This is a genomic window from Streptomyces sp. GESEQ-35 (assembly GCF_017948485.1).
Taxonomy (GTDB): Bacteria; Actinomycetota; Actinomycetes; order Streptomycetales; family Streptomycetaceae; genus Streptomyces.
The window spans coordinates 80,818-100,573 of record NZ_JAFFSX010000016.1; the positions used below are offsets into that span (position 1 = coordinate 80,818).

Annotated in this window: 18 protein-coding genes; 8 read left to right on the forward strand and 10 right to left on the reverse strand. The window is 69.4% G+C overall.

The window, feature by feature from the left end; all coding sequences use genetic code 11:
• The first annotated feature begins 407 nt into the window (after positions 1 to 407).
• The 3 genes from KCH87_RS28225 (at position 408) to KCH87_RS28235 (ending at position 1,851) form a co-directional block, all read left to right on the forward strand.
• On the forward strand, positions 408 to 959 hold the full coding sequence (locus KCH87_RS28225) for a DUF6082 family protein (RefSeq protein ID WP_210589101.1): 552 nt from the start codon (positions 408 to 410) through the stop codon (positions 957 to 959).
• Between the two features lie 130 nt (positions 960 to 1,089).
• Positions 1,090 to 1,326, forward strand: a complete 237-nt coding sequence (locus KCH87_RS28230; RefSeq protein WP_210589102.1) for a hypothetical protein — start codon at positions 1,090 to 1,092, stop codon at positions 1,324 to 1,326.
• A 297-nt stretch (positions 1,327 to 1,623) separates the two neighbouring features.
• Positions 1,624 to 1,851 carry a hypothetical protein gene (locus KCH87_RS28235; protein WP_210589103.1) on the forward strand — a complete coding sequence of 76 codons (228 nt, stop codon included), beginning with the start codon at positions 1,624 to 1,626 and terminating at the stop codon, positions 1,849 to 1,851.
• A 95-nt stretch (positions 1,852 to 1,946) separates the two neighbouring features.
• On the opposite strand, the gene KCH87_RS28240 is transcribed toward KCH87_RS28235, so the two are convergent.
• Positions 1,947 to 3,113, reverse strand: coding sequence for a citrate synthase/methylcitrate synthase (locus tag KCH87_RS28240; protein WP_210589104.1), 1,167 nt, complete (start codon positions 3,111 to 3,113; stop codon positions 1,947 to 1,949).
• Positions 3,114 to 3,223: 110 nt separating this feature from the next.
• Between KCH87_RS28240 and KCH87_RS28245 the strand changes: the two genes are divergently transcribed.
• The 4 genes from KCH87_RS28245 to KCH87_RS28260 all read left to right on the forward strand — a co-directional run bounded on the left by KCH87_RS28245 (position 3,224) and on the right by KCH87_RS28260 (position 7,917).
• Positions 3,224 to 4,480 (forward strand): citrate synthase, encoded by a 1,257-nt coding sequence (locus KCH87_RS28245; protein WP_210589105.1) that lies wholly within the window; start codon positions 3,224 to 3,226, stop codon positions 4,478 to 4,480.
• A 53-nt stretch (positions 4,481 to 4,533) separates the two neighbouring features.
• A complete protein-coding gene (locus tag KCH87_RS28250; RefSeq protein ID WP_210589106.1) occupies positions 4,534 to 5,475 on the forward strand; it encodes a sucrase ferredoxin in 942 nt (313 codons plus the stop codon).
• 88 nt (positions 5,476 to 5,563) lie between these two features.
• Positions 5,564 to 7,240, forward strand: a complete 1,677-nt coding sequence (locus tag KCH87_RS28255; protein ID WP_210589107.1) for a sensor histidine kinase — start codon at positions 5,564 to 5,566, stop codon at positions 7,238 to 7,240.
• Positions 7,237 to 7,917 carry a response regulator gene (locus KCH87_RS28260; protein ID WP_210589108.1) on the forward strand — a complete coding sequence of 227 codons (681 nt, stop codon included), beginning with the start codon at positions 7,237 to 7,239 and terminating at the stop codon, positions 7,915 to 7,917. Before KCH87_RS28255 ends, KCH87_RS28260 begins: the two co-directional genes overlap by 4 nt.
• 84 nt (positions 7,918 to 8,001) lie before the next feature.
• On the opposite strand, the gene KCH87_RS28265 is transcribed toward KCH87_RS28260, so the two are convergent.
• The 6 genes from KCH87_RS28265 to KCH87_RS28290 all read right to left on the reverse strand — a co-directional run bounded on the left by KCH87_RS28265 (position 8,002) and on the right by KCH87_RS28290 (position 14,998).
• Complete coding sequence (locus KCH87_RS28265; protein WP_210589109.1) at positions 8,002 to 9,594, reverse strand: cation acetate symporter; 1,593 nt, start codon at positions 9,592 to 9,594, stop codon at positions 8,002 to 8,004.
• Complete coding sequence (locus KCH87_RS28270; RefSeq protein ID WP_210589110.1) at positions 9,591 to 10,145, reverse strand: DUF485 domain-containing protein; 555 nt, start codon at positions 10,143 to 10,145, stop codon at positions 9,591 to 9,593. Before KCH87_RS28270 ends, KCH87_RS28265 begins: the two co-directional genes overlap by 4 nt.
• A 69-nt stretch (positions 10,146 to 10,214) precedes the next feature.
• Positions 10,215 to 10,895 (reverse strand): response regulator transcription factor, encoded by a 681-nt coding sequence (locus tag KCH87_RS28275; protein ID WP_210589111.1) that lies wholly within the window; start codon positions 10,893 to 10,895, stop codon positions 10,215 to 10,217.
• Positions 10,892 to 12,043, reverse strand: a complete 1,152-nt coding sequence (locus KCH87_RS28280) for a histidine kinase (RefSeq protein ID WP_210589112.1) — start codon at positions 12,041 to 12,043, stop codon at positions 10,892 to 10,894. Before KCH87_RS28280 ends, KCH87_RS28275 begins: the two co-directional genes overlap by 4 nt.
• Entirely contained in the window at positions 12,040 to 12,564 is a 525-nt protein-coding gene (locus KCH87_RS28285; RefSeq protein ID WP_210589113.1) for a CcdC protein domain-containing protein, read from the reverse strand. Before KCH87_RS28285 ends, KCH87_RS28280 begins: the two co-directional genes overlap by 4 nt.
• Before the next feature lie 313 nt (positions 12,565 to 12,877).
• Entirely contained in the window at positions 12,878 to 14,998 is a 2,121-nt protein-coding gene (locus KCH87_RS28290; RefSeq protein ID WP_210589114.1) for a type IIA DNA topoisomerase subunit B, read from the reverse strand.
• 441 nt (positions 14,999 to 15,439) lie between these two features.
• On the opposite strand from KCH87_RS28290, the gene KCH87_RS28295 reads away from it, so the two are divergent.
• Entirely contained in the window at positions 15,440 to 15,670 is a 231-nt protein-coding gene (locus KCH87_RS28295; RefSeq protein ID WP_210589115.1) for a hypothetical protein, read from the forward strand.
• Between the two features lie 101 nt (positions 15,671 to 15,771).
• Here KCH87_RS28295 and KCH87_RS28300 read toward each other — a convergent pair whose 3' ends face one another.
• The 3 genes from KCH87_RS28300 to KCH87_RS28310 all read right to left on the reverse strand — a co-directional run bounded on the left by KCH87_RS28300 (position 15,772) and on the right by KCH87_RS28310 (position 19,617).
• Complete coding sequence (locus tag KCH87_RS28300) at positions 15,772 to 16,638, reverse strand: trypsin-like serine protease (RefSeq protein WP_210589116.1); 867 nt, start codon at positions 16,636 to 16,638, stop codon at positions 15,772 to 15,774.
• 129 nt (positions 16,639 to 16,767) lie between these two features.
• Entirely contained in the window at positions 16,768 to 18,303 is a 1,536-nt protein-coding gene (locus tag KCH87_RS28305; RefSeq protein WP_210589117.1) for an RNA polymerase sigma factor, read from the reverse strand.
• A 426-nt stretch (positions 18,304 to 18,729) separates the two neighbouring features.
• Positions 18,730 to 19,617: a FadR/GntR family transcriptional regulator gene (locus tag KCH87_RS28310; RefSeq protein ID WP_210589118.1), complete on the reverse strand. Its 888-nt coding sequence runs from the start codon at positions 19,615 to 19,617 to the stop codon at positions 18,730 to 18,732.
• Positions 19,618 to 19,756 lie beyond the last annotated feature (139 nt).

Consider the following 19,756-nt stretch of genomic DNA (forward strand, 5'->3'; position numbering starts at 1 on the left):
TGTCAAGAGCCTGACAAAACTGCCCAGGTCACCGTGTGCGGAGTATCGAACGACCGGATTTCCCGGGTACCGGGTACCGGGGACCGCCGTGCGCCCCTCACACTCCGACGCGCGCACCGGCTCAAGGCTCCGGCACATGCCTGAAGACGGAATGCCGACCGCGACGCCGACCGCAGGAATCACGGCGAAGTGAACGATTGTTAGCAGCATTTGCGGGGCAGACGTTGGGCAAGGCGCCGGAGTGTGCGACCCTCGCTTCCCTCCGTGCGCCTCCTCTCCGCCTCCCCCGCCGATCAGAGCCGCTCGGCACCCTGGAGGCGGCAAGCGCCGCCCACCGCTCGCCGGTCCGCCTCAGTCGACCCGCACCCCGAGTACCGGTGGACGGCCGCCTGATTCGGGGGTTTGGCATGACCACATGGAAGAGCACCGCGGCGAGTCTGGGCTCTGCCGCTGCCGGTCTGATGCTCGCCACGACCGGGACGATGCTGGCCGCGCGCCGGTGGCGCCTCGAGGCGGAGCGGCTTCAGGTCAGGCGCCTGAGGCTGGAGGAGCTCGCCTCTCGGCGCAGCGCCCTGGCGCACCAGCAGCGTATGCATTGGGAGTTGCTGTCGAGGGCGATCGACGACCCTTCCCTCGCCGCTGTGATCGCCACCTATGACCCGGACATTCCGGCGGAGAGGCGGCGTCAGTACTTCTATGCCAATGCCTGGTACATCAACCTGTACCACCTCTATCGGGCAGGGATCGTCGACGACAAGGCTTTCCATGGGCATGCGCGCGAGCTCTTCCAGAATCCCCTGATGCGCGAGTACTGGGAGGCCTCGAAGGGCCAGCGCGCGACCCTGAAGCACTCGTCCGACGAGGCCCGGCTCGGGCGCATGGTCGACGGCTTGATCAAGGACCTCGACGAGGCGGACACGGACGAGTGGTGGGTGGTGGGAAACCCGCCGCCTGCCTGATCAACCGTGTCACTGGCGGGGCCGGTCAACGCAGGGACACGAGCAGGACGACTTTGCCGTCACATTCCCAGGAACACCAGTAACGTGCTGCCGACCACCCGCCCAGAACCTCGTAAGGATCGGTAGCCCCTTGAAGATCGTGCGCCGCATCGGTGTGCCCCCAACTGCCCGTGGCAGCGCCTCAGGCGCCAACTGCCCGGACCTGTTCGAGCTGAGTGACGGCAACTTTGCCGTGATCGGCACCGAGGCCACCGACACGCTTGAGCGTGAACTCCCCGCCGACGCCTCCCGCGCCGACTACGAACGCATCGTGGTCATCAGCCGCGAGACACTCATTCGCGCGAAGAGCGACATCCCCGACGCATAGCAGGACGTCCCGGATCCGTTCGTCCTTCGCACGGATCCGGGCACGCCGTGGATGTGCGGCAGACGGTCGTCATCTCCATGGAAGGAGTTCGATTGCGGGTCCCAACAACTCAGTTGGGTGATCCGCCGTCCCTGCGGCAGAAGAAGACAAGGTGCCGCATCCCAGTTCCCCCACTGCACGCAAGGGGAGCCCCCTTGAGTCGCGGCATCCGATGACTTTGGCGAGCGACGAGTGCCACGCAGAGGGCCCCCCGCGGTCGGCCGAACACCCCGAGAACACACAGTTCAAGGAGCAGGCATGTCCAACCCGACGCCGCACGACGGTACCGCACAGCCGACGGGCCGACCACCGAGGAGGATCTTCGAATTGCTTCCCGGTGTCATCGCCCTGCTGGCGGCCATCGGCATCATCCTGTTAATCGTCACAGGTCAGAGCGAATACATCGCCGAAGTGGCGGCATTCGGCGGCAGCGTCTTCCTCGGGGATGCCGCCGCCAACGTAACCATCAACGTGTTCCGCAGGTAGCCCCTGACGCGTCAAGTTGACGGCCTTCCGACCCTCCGTGGCCTGACGTGCACGGAGGGCCCGGCCTCGGCTTGGCGCCGGGCCCTCCGTACACGTCAGGCCGCCTTGGGCACCACCACAGGGGCCTCCGGCCCCACATACCGCGCCACCGGACGGATGATCTTCGAGTCCTCCGCCTGTTCCAGGATGTTGGCGCTCCAGCCCACCACCCGGGCCGCCGCGAACGTCGGCGTGAACATCTCGCGGGGCAGACCGCAGAGTTCCATGACCACGCCCGCGTAGAACTCGACGTTCGTGTGGAGTTCGCGCCCCGGCTTCAGCTCGGCGAGGATCGCCTCGACTTGGCGCTCGACCTCGACGGCGAAGTCGACACGCGCGCCGCCGAAGCGCTGGGCGATCTCGCGGAGCATCCGGGAGCGGGGGTCCTCCGTACGGTAGATCGGGTGCCCGAATCCCATGATGCGGTCGCCGGCGAGGACGCGCTCGCGGATCCAGGCGGCGATGCGGTCGGGCGTGCCGATGGCGTCCAGGGTGTCGAGCGCCCGGCTGGGCGCCCCGCCGTGCAGCGGGCCGGACAGTGCGCCCACGGCTCCCACGAGGCATGCGGCCACATCCGCCCCTGTTGATGTGATGACCCGCGCCGTAAAGGTTGACGCATTGAAGCCGTGATCAATGGTTGAGATCAAGTAATGCTCGATCGCCCGGGTCCGCTGCGGGTCAGGCTCCGAACCCGTCAGCATGTAGAGGTAGTTGGCCGCGTACGAGAGGTCCTCGCGCGGCTCCACCGGCTCGAGCCCCTGCCCCAGCCGGTACAGCGCGGTCAGCAGCGTCGGTACGGCGGCGGCCGCGAGGAGGGTGTCCCGGCGCCGCCGGTCCGCGTCGATGTCGTACACCGGCCGGAAGCCCTTGACCGCCCCCAGCAGCGACAGCGCCGTACGCATCCCGGCGAGCGGGCCGGACCGCGCGCTCGCCGCCGCGATGGCGGGCAGTACCGTACGCACCTCGTCGGGCAGCCGGCGCAGGGCAGCCGTCTCGGCGGCGAACGCGGCGCCTCGCTCGGCGCCCGGAAGCTCACCGTGGACCAGGAGATGCCAGACGTCCTCGAAACTCCGGGTCTGCGCGAGCTCGACAGCGGAGTACTGGCGGTAGTGGTAGAAGCCCTCGAGCCCCCGGACGTCGCCGATCTCGGTGTCGGTCACGACGACACCCGCGAGCCCCCGGGGTACGTCGACAAGAGTGGCTGCGGACCTGTTGACGGACATGATTTCCTCCCTGAACTTGATTTGACTGTCTACTCTTGACTCAACCCCTGTCAATATTGATTCAATCAACCCAGGATCCATGGTTTCGCGATGCGGATACGGTGACCTCCATGCGCGATCAAGAACCCGTCCCCAGTCGCTCTGAACGGCGGCTGAGCACCAAGGAGACCGCGGAGCTGCTGGGCGTGAAGCCCGAGACCGTGTACGCCTATGTGAGCCGCGGTCAGCTCAGCAGCCTGCGGGTGCCGGGCAGCCGGAGCAGCACCTTCGACGCGAAGGAGGTCGAGGCGCTCGGACGGCGCAACAGACGGGCGGGGGGCGGGAGTTCGGGCTCGGGCGGCGAGCTGTCGGTGCGTACTCGCATCACGCTCATCGACACGGATCGGTACTTCTACCGAGGCGTCGACGCGACAGAGCTGGCCGCACGCCACTCCTACGAAGAAGTCGCCGAGTGGCTGTGGACCGGGCGGATGCGCCACGGCACCGCGTTCACCGCCCCCGAGGCGTCCGTCGCCGTCGCCCGCCGCGCCGTCGCCGCTCTGCCCGAGCACACCGATCCGACCGACCGGTTGCGGGTCGCCGCGATCGCTGCCGCGACAGCGGATCCGCTGCGCTTCGACCTGTCAGAGGAGGCAGTGCTCGGCACTGCCCGCATCCTCATCCCCACGCTCGTCGCCGCTCTGCCGCCGATGCGCCCCGATCACCGCGACGAGGGCCCGCTGGCCCACCGGCTGTGGACACGGCTGAGTGGACAGCAAGCCGAAGAGGCCTCGCTGCGCGTGCTGGACACCGCGCTCGGGCTGCTCGCCGACCACGACCTGGCCGCCTCCACGCTCGCGGTGCGCGTCGCCGCCTCGGCCCGCGCGCACGCCTACGCGGCCATCTCCGCGGGCCTCGGCGTCATCGAGGGCCCCTTGCACGGCGCCGCGAGCGGACTCGCCCACCGGCTGCTGCTGGACGTGCTCGACCAGGGCGACGCCGGGCCCGTCATCGCGGACGAACTCCGTTCCGGGCGTCGTATCCCAGGACTCGGCCACCGCCTCTACGCCGGCGAGGACCCACGCGCGCGTGCGCTGTTCGCCCTCCTCGATGAGATCCCCCGGGCCGCTCCCGCTCTCGCCGCGGCCCGCGACATCGTGGCCACCACCGCCCGCCACACCCCGCTGCACGCCAACGTAGACCTGGCACTCGCCGTGTTCACCGCATCCAGCGGCATGCCCTCCACCGCGGGCGAGACGATCTTCGCGGTGGCCCGAACGGCGGGCTGGATCGCCCACGCCCTGGAGGAGTACGGCGAGCGCCCGCTGCGTATGCGCCCGAGCGGACTCTACGAGGGGCCGAGGCCGCCTCAACCCCTACCGGAGTAGGAGACGACCGGGCCGGAAGTCGCCCTGGCCCAAGTCAGGTTAGGCTCACCTCTGTGAGTACGTGTGCAAACGTCTCTCGAGACCTCGACGAGCCCATTTCGGGAACCGCGGCGACCGCAACGACCTGGCTGCTGCTGGAACAGCCCGGTCCCTGGGGTGCCAAAGCGCTCACTTCGAGCCATCTGGATCCCGCGCTGGGCCGCGCCCTGGAGGCCGCCGCCGAGGGCACGGGCGTACGCATCGCACTCATCCGGCGCCCCGGGCGCCACGCCGACCTCGGCACCCCCACCGAGCGTCATGTGTACGCGGCTCACACCGTGCCCGGCAACGTGTGGCTGCACAGCGCCGCCGTCCACGACCCGCAACGCCTGCTCGACCTCGACTTCGCCGCGCTCGGCAGGGGCGACCACCAGAGTTTCGGCACGGCGCTCGGCGGGCGCTCCCACACCGGTGATCCGCTCGCGCTCGTGTGCACCAACGGCAAGCGCGACCGCTGCTGCGCGCTCCTCGGCCGGCCCTTGGCGGCGGAACTCGCCGCCTCCGGGGTCGAGGGGGTCTGGGAGGTCACCCATCTGGGTGGTCACCGCTTCTCTCCGACGCTGCTCGTCCTGCCGTACGGCTACGCGTACGGCAGGGCCGAGGCACACGCGGTCAAGGAGATCCTGCACGGCGTCCAGGAGGGGCGGATCGTCGTGGAGGGGTGTCGGGGCCGCTCGGCCTGGGCGCGGCCCGCCCAGGCGGCCGAGCTCGCGGTGCGTACGGCGGCGCGTGAGTACTCCGCGGACGCTCTGACGGTCGTACGGACGGACGGCGCGGCACCGCGCTGGGAGGTGACCGTCGCGCACGCGGACGGGCGCCACTGGCGCGTGGTCGTGGCCCAGGGCGCGTCACTGCCGCCCCGCGCGGAGAGCTGCGGCGCGTCGGTGCTCGGCTCACCCGCGCGAATGGATGTGGTGGCGGTGCGCGAGCTGACGCCGACGGCGCTCGCGAGCTGACCCGCGCCACCGCCTGTCCATGCGTTGATCAAGAGATCCATGCCACACCCCTACGGCTGCCGCGGCGCGCCCGCGTAACGTCATGGATATGAGCTCCACTCCTCCCGCACGCCGTCTGCGGCTCGGTCTGCCGCGCCGGGTGTTCTCGCAGGTGCTGCTGATGCAGGTGGCGATCGCCGCGGGCGTCGCGGTACTCGCGACCGGGCTGTTCCTCGCACCGCTCAGCGACCAGCTGGACGACCAGGCGATGCGTCGGGCGCTCTCGATCGCGCAGACCACCGCGGCCCAGCCGCAGCTCGCCGAGGACGTCGAGAACACTCCTGCGACGGCCGGCGGGCCGGTCCAGCAGGAGGCGGAGAAGATCCGCAAGGCCACCAAGGCCGAGTACATCGTGGTGATGGACACGCGGGGCGTGCGCTGGTCGCACACCGAGCCGACGGAGATCGGCAGGCATGTCTCGACCGACCCCAGCGACGCGCTCGCCGGCCAGGAGGTCATGGAGATCGACGAGGGCACCCTGGGCCGCTCCGCGCGCGGCAAGGTGCCGCTGCGCGACAACGACGGGGAGATCGTCGGCGCGGTCTCGGTCGGTATCGCGTACGACAGCGTCCGGGCCCTGCTGATCCACGCGATCCCGGAGCTGCTGGCGTATGCGGGCGGAGCCCTGGCCGTCGGCGCGCTGGCGGCCTGGTTCATCTCCCGGCGGGTCCAGCGGCAGACCCGGGACCTGGCCTTCTCCGACATCTCCGGACTGCTCGCGGAGCGTGAGGCGATGCTGCACGGCATCCGGGAGGGTGTCGTCGCCCTGGACCGCGCGGGACGTGTCCGTCTCCTCAACGACGAGGCGCAGCGCCTGCTGGGCATCGGCGAGGAGGCCGTCGGCCGCTCTCCCGACGAGGCGCTCGGCGAGGGGCGTACGGCTGATGTCCTGGCCGGACGGGTGACGGGCACCGATCTGCTCACGGTACGCGGCCAGCGCGTCCTGATCGCCAACCGGATGCCCACCGACGACGGCGGCGCCGTCGCCACCCTGCGCGACCGTACCGAGCTGGAGCAGCTGGGCCGGGAACTCGACTCGACGCGCGGTCTGATCGACGCCCTGCGCGCCCAGGACCACGAGCACGCCAATCGCATGCACACGCTCCTCGGGCTGCTCGAACTGGAGATGTACGACGACGCCGTGGACTTCGTGGGAGAGGTGGTCGGCGACCACCGGGCGACGTCGGAACAGGTCACGGAGAAGATCGAGGACCCCCTGCTCGCCGCGCTGCTGGTCGGCAAGGCGACCGTCGCCGCGGAGCGCGCCGTCGCCCTGCGAATATCGGACCGTACGAGGCTCCCGGACCGCCTGGTCGATCCCCGCGGGCTCGTCACGGTCGTCGGCAACCTGGTCGACAACGCTCTCGACGCCGTCGCCGGCACGATGCACGCGCGCGTGGAGGTCGAATTGCGCGCCGAGGGGCGGACCGTCGTCCTCAGGGTGCGCGACACCGGGCCCGGAATCCCGGCCGCGCAGCGGGAGTTGGTCTTCACCGAGGGGTGGTCCACCAAGAAGCCGCCGGCGCACGGCAAGCGCGGGATCGGACTGTCCCTGGTGCGCAGGCTGGCCGAGCGGCAGGGTGGCAGCGCGACCGTCGGCGAGGCGCACGGCGGGGGCGCGGAGTTCACCGTCATCCTGCCGGAGGCGCTGGCCGAGCCGGACCTGGAACCGGCCCTCGCGGTCCCGTCGGCGCCGGAGAGCGTCGCCAAGGAGGAGTCGCGATGATCGAGGTCCTGGTCGTGGACGACGACATCCGGGTCGCCCGGGTGAACGCCGCCTACGTCGAGAAGGTGCCGGGCTTCCATGTGGCCGGCGAGGCGCACAGCGCGGAGGAGGCGCTGCGCCAGGTCGAGTTGCTGCCTCGGCTGGACCTCGTCCTCCTGGACCACTATCTGCCCGACGAGACGGGTCTTGCGGTCGTGCAGGAGATGCGCCGCCGTGGCCATCAGACCGACGTGATCATGGTGACGGCGGCTCGGGACGTGACGACCGTACAGGCGGCGATGCGGCATGGCGCGCTCCAGTACCTGGTCAAGCCGTTCGCCTTCGCGGGGCTGCGGGCCAAGCTGGAGGCGTATGCGGAGCTGCGCCGCACCCTCGACGGCGGCGGCGAGGCAGAGCAGGCCGAGGTGGACCGTATCTTCGGCGCGCTGTCGGCGCCGTCGGAGCCCGACCTGCCCAAAGGGCACTCCCCCACCACCGCGGAGCTCGTCCGCCGGTCCCTGATGAACGCCGACGGCCCGCTGTCGGCCCAGGAGATCGCCGAGCGGACCGGGGTGAGCCGGCAGACCGCCCAGCGCTATCTGAAGCTTCTGGAGCGCACCGGACGGGCTCGCCTCACCCTCAAGTACGGCGACGCGGGCCGCCCGGAACACCGTTACGTGTGGGCGACCCGCGCCTGAGGACACGGCCCGGGTGGGGGCGGGGGAAGGGACCGTGCCGCCTTTTCATACGGATGCAGGGCGCCCTCGTCTCCGCCGCCCCGCTTACACCGCTCCCGCCCCGGTCAGCGACCGCACCTCGGTCTCCGCGTGTTTGGCCTCGTCCGGTTCCTCCGCCGAAGTGACGGTGCCGAGCCAGCCCGCGACGAAGCCCAGCGGGATGGAGACCAGGCCGGGGTTCTGCAGCGGGAAGTACTGGAAGTCGACACCGGGGAAGAGTGACTCGGGGCTGCCCGACACCACCGGCGACAGCACCACGAGGGCCACGGCAGGGATCAGCCCGCCGTATACGGCCCACACCGCGCCGCGCGTGGTGAAGCCGCGCCAGAACAGCGAGTAGAGCAGCACCGGCAGATTGGCCGAGGCGGCCACGGCGAAGGCGAGCCCCACCAGGAAGGCCACGTTGAGGTCGCGGGCCAGCAGGCCGAGGGCGATGGCGACCACGCCGATACCGACCGCGGCCACGCGGGCGACGGCCACCTCGCTGCGCGGCTTGGCGTGCCGGCGTCGCAGGGACGCGTAGAGGTCATGGGCCACGGACGCCGAGGAGGCGAGCGTGATACCGGCGACCACCGCGAGGATCGTGGCGAACGCGACCGCGGCGACCATCGCGAACAGAACCGTTCCGCCAGTGGAGTCGGCACCGCCGCCCAGATCGAGGGCGAGCAGTGGCACCGCCGTGTTCCCGGCCGCGTTCGACCCGCGTACGGCATCCGGGCCGACGATCGCTGCCGCGCCGAAGCCCAGCACGATCGTCATCAGGTAGAAGCCGCCGATGAGCCCGATCGCCCAGACCACCGAACGCCGTGCGGCCCGCGCGGTCGGCACGGTGTAGAAGCGGGACAGGATGTGCGGCAGCCCGGCCGTGCCCAGCACCAGGGCGAGTCCGAGGCTGATGAAGTCGAACCGAGCGGTCCAGTCGCCGCCGTACTTCAGCCCGGGCGCCAGGAACGATTCACCGTGACCACTGCGCTCCGCCGCCGTCAGCAGCAGCCGGTCGAAGTCGCCGTGGAAACGCATCAGCACGAGCACGGTCAGCGCAATGGTGCCGCTGAGCAGCAGAACCGCCTTCACGATCTGGATCCAGGTGGTGGCCCGCATCCCTCCCAACGACACATAGATCACCATCAGCGCGCCGACACCGATGACCGTCCAGGCCTGCGCCGCCTCGCCGGTGCCGCCCAGCAGCAGTGCGACCAGGCTGCCCGCACCGACCATCTGCGCCACCAGATACAGAACGGACACGGCGACCGAGGAAGTTCCCGCCGCGATCCGCACCGGCCGCTCTCTCATCCGCGCCGCGACCACGTCGGCGAGCGTGAACCTCCCGCAGTTGCGGACCAGTTCGGCGACCAGAAACAGCACCACGAGAAAGGCCACCAGGAAGCCCACCGAGTACAGCATCCCGTCGTAGCCGTAGAGAGCGATGAGCCCGGAGATGCCGAGGAAGGAAGCGGCCGACATGTAGTCGCCCGCGATGGCAAAACCATTCTCCATCGGAGAGAAGAGCCGCCCGCCCGCGTAGAACTCCTCCGCCGAACCGTGCCGTTTGCCACTCACCCACGTCGTGATGCCCAAGGTGACGGCGACGAACGCGCTGAACAGGAGCAGCGCAAGCGTCTGATGGTTCTCCGTCACGAAGCACCGCCTCGGGCGCCGCGGGTCAGCTCCTGGGTGTCCCAGCGCAGTTCGAGCGCGGCCCGGTCCCTGCGCAGCCGCGCATGCCGGGCGTACGCCCAGGTGAGCAGAAACGTGGTGAGGAACTGCCCCAGCCCCGCGACCATCGCCACATTCACAGCACCCGCAACAGGCCGGGCCATCAGTCCTGGAGCGGTCGTGGCCGTCACGACGTATCCCACATACCAGACGAAGAATCCGGCGACCCCCGGCACCACGAACCGCCGGTACCGACTGCGTACCTCCTGGAAGGCCGCGCTGCGCTGCACCTCGAGGTACACATCGGCCGCCGCCTTCTGCTCCCGCTCCTCACGCGTGGGCGGAACTGCGCGGACAGGCACTCCGGTACCGCCCGACTCACCCCAGCCGGAGGCGAGCGCGTCGTACCAGGGATCGTCGTACCGCACGCTTCCGGGCGTCTCGGAGAGGGCCGCTGCACGACCGTCGTAATGCTCGACCGTACTCTCGGGTCCACCCCCGCCTCCGCCGGGGCGACCGTTGCTTGAGTGCATGCCCAAGGATGGACAGAACGGGAAGATCCCCGACTCTTCTTCCCCGCGCTCTTCACCCCATCAGGTGACTCACCCCGTCGGCGGCCGCGCCAGGCCTTTCGCGAACGCGTAACGCACCGCCTGGGCCCGGTCCGAGAGCCCCGTCTTGGCGAACATGTTGTTGATGTGGGTCTTCACCGTGGCCGTGGAGACATGCAGCTTCCGGGCGATCTGCTGGTTGTTGAGCCCTTCGGCGATCAGTCCCAGCACCTCGGTCTCCCGCGCGGTGAGCCCGTCCGGCGGTTCGGCCGGTGCCGCCACCGGCTCTGGTTCCGACAGCCGCTCCAGCAACCGCCGTTGGATGCTCGGCGACAGCCCCGCGTCCCCGGACAGCACGCTGCGCACCGCCCGTACGATCTCATCCCCTCCCGCGTCCTTGGTGAGATAACCGCGCGCTCCTGCTCTGAGCGCCGGAAACATCGAGTCGTCGTCCGCGTAGGTGGTGAGCACCACGACCTGTGTCCCGGGATATTGGCTCCGGATCCGTCGGGTCGCCTCCACTCCGTCACAGCGCGGCATGCGCAGGTCCATCAGGACCACGTCCGGGGCGAGTTCGGCCACGAGCTTCACCGCCTCCTCCCCGTCTCTCGCGGCACCGACGACCTCGATCCCGGGGAGCAGCCCCAGCAGCATCACGATGCCCTCACGGACGACGGTCTGGTCGTCCGCGACCACCACCCGCGCGGCGTCGACCCCCGCCTCATCCGTCATACGGGGACCTTCAGCGTCACCACGAACCCCTCCTTGTCCGGCCCGGCCTCCAACGAGCCGCCCAGCAACTCGGCACGCTCCCGCATACCGAGCAGACCGTACCCGGCGCCGGAACCGGCGAGCTCTCCTGCCGAGCCGCCCGAATCCCGTACGTCCAGCATGACTTGGTGTTCGCCGTACTCCAGCCGTACCCGCACCTCGGCGCCCGGGGCGTGCTTGCGCACGTTCGTCAGAGCTTCCTGCGCAACTCTCCGAACGGCTTGTGACGCCTCGGCCGGCAGAGGTCTGTGCTCACCCGTAATGGTGACCTCGGCCGCAGTGGTCGTATCCACGAGCTGAGTCAGGAAGTCCTCCAGCGGGGTCAGTTCGCCGCGCAGCGCCGAGAGGGCCTGCCGGGTCTCCTCGAGTCCCTCGCGGGCCATCCCCCGTGCCGCCACCACGCGTTCGAGGATCTGGTCCCGGTCGGCGTCCCGCTCGATGAGCAGCCGGGCCGCCTCCAGGTGCACGAGCTGCGCCGAGAGGCTGTGTGCCAGCACGTCATGGATCTCCCGGGCTATCCGGGCCCGCTCCCCGAGCGCCGCCGACTCGGCTTCGGCCGCCAGCGCCGCCCGCTCCTGGGCGAGCAGCCGCTCGGCGCTGCCACGGGCCTCGGCGTCGAGCCGCACAACATAGCCGACCAGGGCAAGCCCCGCTGCGGTGGCCGCGGTGGTCAGCCACGCATCGTCGTTGAAGGCGGCATACGACGCGAGGCCGGCCGAGGCCATCGGCAGCGCGGCCGCGAGAGGCAGCCGCTCCAGTGCGGTCACGGCGCAGCCGCACCAGATGACGAGGGCGGGGACTCTGAACCCCACGGCTTGGGCGGCGAGGGCAAGTCCCAGGAGCCCCGTGACGAGCGCCAGGGACGACCAGAGCCGGTGCTCGAACGTCGTTCGGTAGAAGGCCCAGGCAACGAGGGCCGCCATCAGGACACCGGCCGTGGCCCCGACCGCACCCCAGCCATGGACCACACTGCTGGTGGAGGCGCCCCACAGCAGAATGGCGAGCACCATGAGTCGCACGGCCGAGGCGAACAGCCGACGGGGTCGGGTGCGTTCCTTGCGGCTGAGCGCTTCCCGGGAAGGCCACCTTGTCCAGGCGTTCTCCGTCACACACGTTCCTTCCACGCGGGACGGGACATGTCGTCACCGTACGCCGGGCTCCGCTCGGGGGCCGAATGCAGGGACTGAGCGCGCCAGGCGAGGATTCCCCCGCGGACCAGCAGTGTGATCGCCAGCGCGAGCAGCAGGGCGGACGTGTCCTGTTGCACGCCCAGCACCGCGCCGAGGGCGAAGAGCGCGGCGCGCAGGGCGATACCGGCGACCCAGACGGCCACACTCGCCTTGGTGCCCTTGCTCCACACTGCGCCGTCCGGCTCCGCCCATATGCGGGTGGTCCAGGCCCACGCTGCTCCCATGGCGAAGCCGATGAGAAGTTCGGCGCCGAGGAGAAGCATCGACTCGGTGCGGTGGTCGGGGTCGATCATGGCGGGATCGCGCAGCGCGATGACGGCCAGGATCACGGGGACCAGCCACCAGCGCTTCTCCGTGCCGATCCTGGTTGCGCGGGACTGGCGCACGATCACCAGAGCGGCAACGGCCACGATCACCAACGCGTCGACGAGCCCGGGCATCAAAGCCTCCGTGAGCGGAGAAGGACGGTGCCGACAGCGAGTGCTGCCGACGCCTTCGACGCTACGGAAATTCGCAAGCCAGAAGATCGGAGCCAGGGTGGATCACGGGTGGATCCAGCACCGCTGCCGTCTCCACCCACGGGTGGAGACGGCCGACCGCAACGCCGGTCGACAGCAGTGTGGGCACCTGCGGCGCCCTGCTCCGCAGCGGGTCGGCGGCCACAGCACCTCCACCCGACAGTGCCGTGGCGCTCGCCCGACGGAACCGCCGCCTGCCACCGACACCGCTTCCCGGCCCTGCCAAGCGCTGCGGCTACGCGTCGATGCGGGACCGGTCCAGCGTCGCCGCCGAACTGGAGATGAACTCCTTGCGCGGTGCCACGTCGTTGCCCATCAGCAGATCGAAGACCTGCTCGGCGGACTCCAGGTCGCCGAGGTTGATCCTGCGCAGCGTGCGGTGACGCGGGTCCATGGTCGTCTCGGCCAGCTGGTCGGCGTCCATCTCACCGAGACCCTTGTACCGCTGGACGGAGTCCTTGTACCGAATGCCCTTGCTCTCGAACTCCATCAGCTTGTCGCGCAGCTCGCGGTCCGAGTACGTGTAGACGTATTTGTCCTGCCCCTTCTTGGGTTGGACGATCTCGACACGGTGCAGTGGAGGCACGGCCGCGAAGACCCGGCCGGCCTCCACCATGGGCCGCATGTAGCGGTGGAACAGGGTCAGGAGCAACGTCCGGATGTGGGAGCCGTCCACATCGGCGTCGGTCATCATGATGATCTTGCCGTAGCGGGCCGCGTCGATATCGAAGGTCCGGCCGGACCCCGCTCCTATGACCTGGATGATCGCTCCGCACTCGACGTTCTTGAGCATGTCGGTCACGGACGACTTCTGGACGTTGAGGATCTTGCCGCGGATCGGCAGCAGCGCCTGGAACTCGGAGTTCCGGGCGAGCTTGGCGGTGCCGAGCGCGGAGTCTCCCTCGACGATGAACAGCTCGCTGCGGTCGACGTCGTCACTGCGGCAGTCGGCGAGCTTTGCGGGCAGCGACGAGGACTCCAGGGCCGTCTTGCGGCGCTGCGCGTCCTTGTGCTGGCGGGCGGCGATTCGCGTACGGGCCGCGGAGACCGCCTTCTCCATCACCACGCGGGCCTGGGCCGCGTCGTCCCTCTTCGTGGAGGTGAGGAACGCCTTGAGCTCCTTGGAGATCACGGTGTTCACGATCCGGCGGGCCGCCGAGGTGCCGAGGACTTCCTTGGTCTGTCCCTCGAACTGCGGCTCGGCGAGGCGCACGGTGACGACCGCGGTGAGGCCCTCCAGGGCGTCGTCCTTGACGATGTCGTCCTCGGCGACGCGCAGCAGCTTCTTGGCCCGCAGGACCTCGTTCAGCGTCTTGGCGACCGCCTGTTCGTAGCCCGCGACGTGGGTGCCGCCCTTGGGGGTGGCGATGATGTTGACGAACGACTTCAGGGTCGTGTCGTAGCCGGTCCCCCAGCGCATCGCGACGTCGACGCCGAGTTCACGGGTGACCTCGGTGGGCGTCATCTGGCCGTGGTCGTCCAGGACGGGCACCGTCTCCTTGAAGGTGCCCTGCCCGGAGAAGCGGAGGACATCGCACACCGGCTTGTCAGTGGCCAGGTACTCGCAGAACTCGCTGATGCCGCCGTCGAAGCGGAACGACTCCTCGCCCTTGCTGCCGTCCTGGCCGAGGCCGTACTCGTCGCGGACGACGATGGTCAGGCCGGGCACCAGGAAGGCCGTCTGGCGCGCCCGCTGGTGCAGGTGCTCCAGAGAGAGCTTGGCGTCCTTGAGGAAGATCTGGCGGTCGGCCCAGTACCGCACGCGCGTGCCGGTACGGGTCTTGGGGACCTTCTTCGCCTTGCGCAAGCTTGCGGCCTCGAACTTGGCGTCGGGGCCGTCCGCGGCGAAGACTCCGGGGACACCGCGCCGGAAGCTGATGGCGTGGGTGTGGCCGCTGCGGTCCACCTCGACGTCGAGCCGGGCGGACAGAGCGTTCACCACGGAGGCGCCGACGCCGTGCAGACCGCCGGAGGCGGCATAGGAGCCGCCGCCGAACTTGCCGCCGGCGTGCAGCTTGGTCATGACGACCTCGACACCGGAGAGGCCGGTCTTGGGCTCGACGTCGACGGGGATGCCTCGGCCGTTGTCCCGGACCTCGACGGAGCCGTCGTCGTGGAGGATCACGTCGATGTGGTCGCAGTAGCCCCCGAGGGCCTCGTCCACGGAGTTGTCGATGATCTCCCACAGGCAGTGCATCAGACCACGGCTGTCGGTCGACCCGATGTACATGCCCGGGCGCTTCCGCACGGCCTCGAGTCCTTCGAGGACGAGCAGGTGCCGCGCGGTGTAGTTGGAACCGTCCCGGTCTGCTCCTGCCAGCAGCGCTGTGGACGGCACGGACGTCTCGGCGGTCACGCGGTTCGCTCCTCGCTGAATTTCAGGTAGGGCCCTTCTGGGTAAGGGCGCGGCTTCGGTTGCCGCTCAGAGGGTACCGAGGCCTGGTAGAGCCGTTGTAACGCCACCCTCGTCAAAACCTCACAGTAGCCCAGGGTCGCATACATGTTCGATCCCTCGATGGAGTGAAGCACACATCACGTTCCCTTCCAGGCATGAACCATTTAGGCTCCGGGCACGTCCTCATGAACAACCGGCAACCCAGCCGGGAGGACCGACATTGACCGACAGCGCGAAACCGTAAGACACATAGACACGTAATACGGCACATTCGCCGCCAACCGGCAGCAGACAGCCGCCCCGGAAGATTTTTTTCGAGGAATAGCCACGAGCGGGAACGTTTTCGGGCTGGTTGGATGTTGACCCTGGTACGACAGCTCGTCGAGCTAGAGAAGAGGCGACGTGACTACTGTTCTGACCCCCGCGAGCCCACTGACGGCCGCCGATCGCTGCGACCGCTGCGGCGCACAGGCCTACGTGCGCGTTGTGCTGCTCAGCGGCGGAGAACTGCTCTTCTGCGCCCATCACGGCCGCAAGTTCGAGCCGGAACTCAAGAAGATCGCCGCTGAGATACAGGACGAGACGGAGCGACTGACGGAGCTTCCGGCAGCCGCCACCGAAGAAGAGCGCTGACACCTCGCGTCCACGACGAGCCAGCACCGGCAGAGGCCGGCCCGCGGGCGGCACCCCTGGTCCACAGGGGCGCCGCCCGCGCTCGTACCCGGAATGGCCCCTCAGGCCCCGCCAGAGGACCTCGTAGGGCTCGCCGCAGGCTTCTCCCCGCCCAACGTGTTCACGACCTCGGACACCCGCGTATAGACGCCGGGGCTGTCAGCGCGCCCACATCCGCTGCCCCAGGAGACGAGCCCGATCAGCTTTCCCCGTGCGACGAGCGGCCCTCCACTGTCCCCTTGGCAGGCGTCGTGGCCGCCTCGCTCCTCCCCGGCACACACCATGGTGTCGGCGCGATAGGTGCCTTCGGCACTGCCCGGATACGCCTGCTCGCAGAGGGCATCGCGAAGTACATGCACACGTGCCCCCCGCAGGCTGCGCGCGTAGTCACCAGCACCGGTGACGTCGCCCCAGCCGTAGACGGTGGCAGCCGTGCCCGGCTCGTACGCCTGATCGCCGGCGGTGGCCATCGGGACGACAGACTTCCTCGCAAGGGCCTTCGCCAGCGTGACCACCGCGAAGTCGCCGGAGTTGCTGACGCTGTCGTAGCCAGGATTCACCCAGGTGTCGCGTACGGCGATCTCCCGACCCTGCTCGGAGAGCAGGTCCGTACGGCCCGTGATGACCTTGAGGTCGCGTACCTGGTCCGGCGGCGCACCCAGGACGTCCTCGCTGAGGCAGTGAGCCGCGGTGAGCACGGTTCTGGGGCCCACTGCCACACCGTCACAGAACTGCCCCGCGCGCGTACCCCCGAACCGGTCACGAGTGGACAGCGCCACAGCCCACGGGCTCTCCGCTATCTCGACCGGGAACCCCCCGACGACGACGCTGTCCGCAGACACCGGAACGGCGGACACGACCGGCATGGCGGTGGCGGCGACCGCAAGAACCAGCGGCCGGGACAGCACCCGGGCAAAGGGAAAACGCATACACGTTCCTCACTCTGGGGTGGTCATAAGAACCTCAGAGTGATTCACAACGCAGTTGCCCGCACCCGCTCAGCGCGAAGCCCGGCTCCCCTGGAGGGGGCCGGGCCTCCGACGTCGTACCAACGCGACCTAGTCGAGGTAGTCGCGCAGCACCTGCGAACGGGACGGGTGGCGCAGCTTCGACATGGTCTTGGACTCGATCTGACGGATGCGCTCGCGCGTGACGCCGTACACCTTGCCGATCTCGTCGAGGGTCTTCGGCTGACCGTCGGTGAGACCGAACCGCATGGAGACGACGCCCGCCTCGCGCTCGGACAGGGTGTCGAGGACGGAGTGCAGCTGCTCCTGGAGGAGCGTGAAGCTGACCGCGTCGGCCGGAACGACGGCCTCGGAGTCCTCGATCAGGTCACCGAACTCGCTGTCGCCGTCCTCGCCCAGCGGGGTGTGCAGGGAGATGGGCTCACGGCCGTACTTCTGGACCTCGATGACCTTCTCCGGGGTCATGTCGAGTTCCTTGGCCAGCTCCTCCGGGGTGGGCTCGCGGCCCAGGTCCTGGAGCATCTGGCGCTGCACGCGCGCGAGCTTGTTGATGACCTCGACCATGTGCACCGGGATACGGATGGTGCGGGCCTGATCGGCCATCGCGCGGGTGATCGCCTGACGGATCCACCAGGTGGCATACGTGGAGAACTTGTAGCCCTTGGTGTAGTCGAACTTCTCGACCGCGCGGATCAGACCGAGGTTGCCCTCCTGGATGAGGTCCAGGAAGAGCATGCCGCGGCCGGTGTAGCGCTTGGCCAGGGAGACCACCAGACGGAGGTTGGCCTCCAGGAGGTGATTCTTGGCGCGGCGGCCGTCCTCGGCGATGATCTCCAGCTCACGCTTGAGCTTGGGAGCGAGCTTGTCGGCATTGGCCAGCTTGTCCTCGGCGAACAGACCGGCCTCGATGCGCTTGGCGAGCTCGACCTCCTGCTCGGCGTTGAGCAGCGGGACCTTGCCGATCTGCTTGAGGTAGTCCTTGACCGGGTCGGCGGTGGCACCGGCGGCGGCGACCTGCTGCGCGGGTGCGTCGTCCTCGTCCTCGTCGGACAGCACGAACCCGGCGTTCTCGGTGCCCTCGGGCTCCTCGCCCGGCTTGGCCTCCTCGACGGCTTCCTCGTCGACCGGCTCGGCGTCGTCCTTCTTGGCGGCGTCGGTGGTCTTCTTGGCCGCGGTCTTCTTGGCGACGGTCTTCTTCGCGGCCGACTTCTTGGCGGTCGTCTTCTTGGCGGTCGTCTTCGCGGCCGCCTCGTCCTCGACGACGGGCGCCTCGACGGCGGGCGCCGCCGGCGTGGCGGTGGCGGTGGCCTTCTTGGCGGTCACCGTCTTTGCCGCGACCGTCTTGGTGGCGGTGCGCTTGGCCGGACTCTTCGCTGCGACGCTCTTACGGGTGCGCTTGGGCTCCGCGGCACTGACCATCAGCGTCACACCCTCTTCCTCGAGGATCTGGTTGAGGCTGCGCAGTACGTTCTTCCACTGAGTGGCCGGAATCTGGTCAGCTTCGAAGGCCCGACGCACGTCATCGCCGGCGATCTGCCCCTCAGCCTTTCCCCGCTCAATGAGCGCCATGACAGAGACGGACTCGGCGATCTCCGGCGGGAGCGTACGGGATGTGCTGGCCGACACGAACAACCTCTCGGAACGTTGGAAAACGGCTTCCGGCCCCGTCCACGACGGACAGGAGCCGACCGCCGACTTGGGGATGAGCCGACGGCGCGGGCGGGGGCCGGGAGGATGCACAGCGCCTTGAACGGCGTCCGTATTCCCTCCGCGGCAGTCACCTCTTAGGTCATCGCGCTGTTTCCACGAGCGTTACGCCCAATCTGCGTGGCCCGAGTCACACCCCGTAAGCGCTCAAAAACGGTCAGATGCGGACAGAGGAGGTCACCCGTACCGTGACGGACCTCTGCCGTGCGTCTTTACCGCTCGTTCGCGCCGTCGGACCCCGCAGGAACCCGAGGGCTCCTGCGGGGTCCGACAGGGGGCGGTCCGCCGACCGGCGATGCCACAGGAGGGGGAGGCAACCCCGGCCGGGCCGCCCGTGGTGCGCGGTCAGTGCTCGCGCGGGGCGGGCACCACGCGCTCCACCTCAGGGTGGACGGTGAGCAGTTGGCGCATGGCGGCCTCGGCGGCCGCGCCGTCGCCGGCAGCCAGGGCGTCGACGATCCTGCCGTGATGCGTCAGCGACGCCTCATTCGGCCTGTCGCAGCCCGTCACGGGGCCGCCGGAGACCTGGAGGGCGGCCGACACGATTCCGGACAGGTGCTCCAGCATGCGATTGCCCGCGACCTGGATGAGCAGGGAGTGGAACTCGGCGTCCGCGCGGGAGAAGGTGAGCGCGTCGCCCTGGCCCATGGCATGGCCCATGATCTCGACCATGTCCGCGAGCCGCTGCTGGACGTCCTCGCGCCCGTGTCCCGCGGCCAGGCGTGCGGCGAGCGGCTCGATCGTCCAGCGCAGCTCGCTCAGCTCGCGCCGCTGGTCGTCGCGCTGTGGTCCGAAAGCCCGCCATTCGATGATGTCCGGGTCGAGGAGGTTCCAGTCGCTGACGGGCCGCACGCGCGTGCCGACGTTCGGGCGGGCGCTGACCAGGCCCTTGGCCTCCAGGACACGGAGCGACTCACGGACGACGGTGCGGGAGACCTCGAATCGCTGGCCGATCTCCTCGGGCACCAGCGGACGGTCGGCGCCCAGGTCGCCCGAGACGATCATCTGGCCCAGCTGTTGGACGAGTTGGCCGTGCAGTCCGCGTCCGCGGCTGCCTGCGGCGCGTCGGCCCACGCGGCCCAGCTCCGGATCCCCACCGTCCCAGGCGGGGGCCCCGAGACGGTCCACGGCGGGAGCCTCGGCGTAGGGGTAGCGGTCGAGTTCGCCCGGGCCGGAGAGACCAGAGTCTGCGGAGCGGGCGGCGGTCATCATGGTGTGCGCAAGGGTACTCACGGATCCTTTGTCGGCGTCGTCTCCAACTCCCTTGAGGTCTTTGGTGAAAAGCACACGAAAGGGTGATCGCTCACCCCGTCGCAATTGACGCCTTATCGGAAAGAAATGGGCTTTCCCCGGGGAGTTGTGCGCAGGGCGG

What these genes read in the sequence shown, in the direction of transcription:
- KCH87_RS28225 (WP_210589101.1), top strand. Translation starts at nt 408, where the DNA reads ATGACCACATGGAAGAGCACCGCGGCGAGTCTGGGCTCTGCCGCTGCC.
- KCH87_RS28235 (WP_210589103.1), top strand. Translation starts at nt 1,624, where the DNA reads ATGTCCAACCCGACGCCGCACGACGGTACCGCACAGCCGACGGGCCGA.
- KCH87_RS28240 (WP_210589104.1), bottom strand. Translation starts at nt 3,113, where the DNA reads ATGTCCGTCAACAGGTCCGCAGCCACTCTTGTCGACGTACCCCGGGGG.
- KCH87_RS28245 (WP_210589105.1), top strand. Translation starts at nt 3,224, where the DNA reads ATGCGCGATCAAGAACCCGTCCCCAGTCGCTCTGAACGGCGGCTGAGC.
- KCH87_RS28255 (WP_210589107.1), top strand. Translation starts at nt 5,564, where the DNA reads ATGAGCTCCACTCCTCCCGCACGCCGTCTGCGGCTCGGTCTGCCGCGC.
- KCH87_RS28260 (WP_210589108.1), top strand. Translation starts at nt 7,237, where the DNA reads ATGATCGAGGTCCTGGTCGTGGACGACGACATCCGGGTCGCCCGGGTG.
- KCH87_RS28270 (WP_210589110.1), bottom strand. Translation starts at nt 10,145, where the DNA reads ATGCACTCAAGCAACGGTCGCCCCGGCGGAGGCGGGGGTGGACCCGAG.
- KCH87_RS28275 (WP_210589111.1), bottom strand. Translation starts at nt 10,895, where the DNA reads ATGACGGATGAGGCGGGGGTCGACGCCGCGCGGGTGGTGGTCGCGGAC.
- KCH87_RS28285 (WP_210589113.1), bottom strand. Translation starts at nt 12,564, where the DNA reads ATGCCCGGGCTCGTCGACGCGTTGGTGATCGTGGCCGTTGCCGCTCTG.
- KCH87_RS28300 (WP_210589116.1), bottom strand. Translation starts at nt 16,638, where the DNA reads ATGCGTTTTCCCTTTGCCCGGGTGCTGTCCCGGCCGCTGGTTCTTGCG.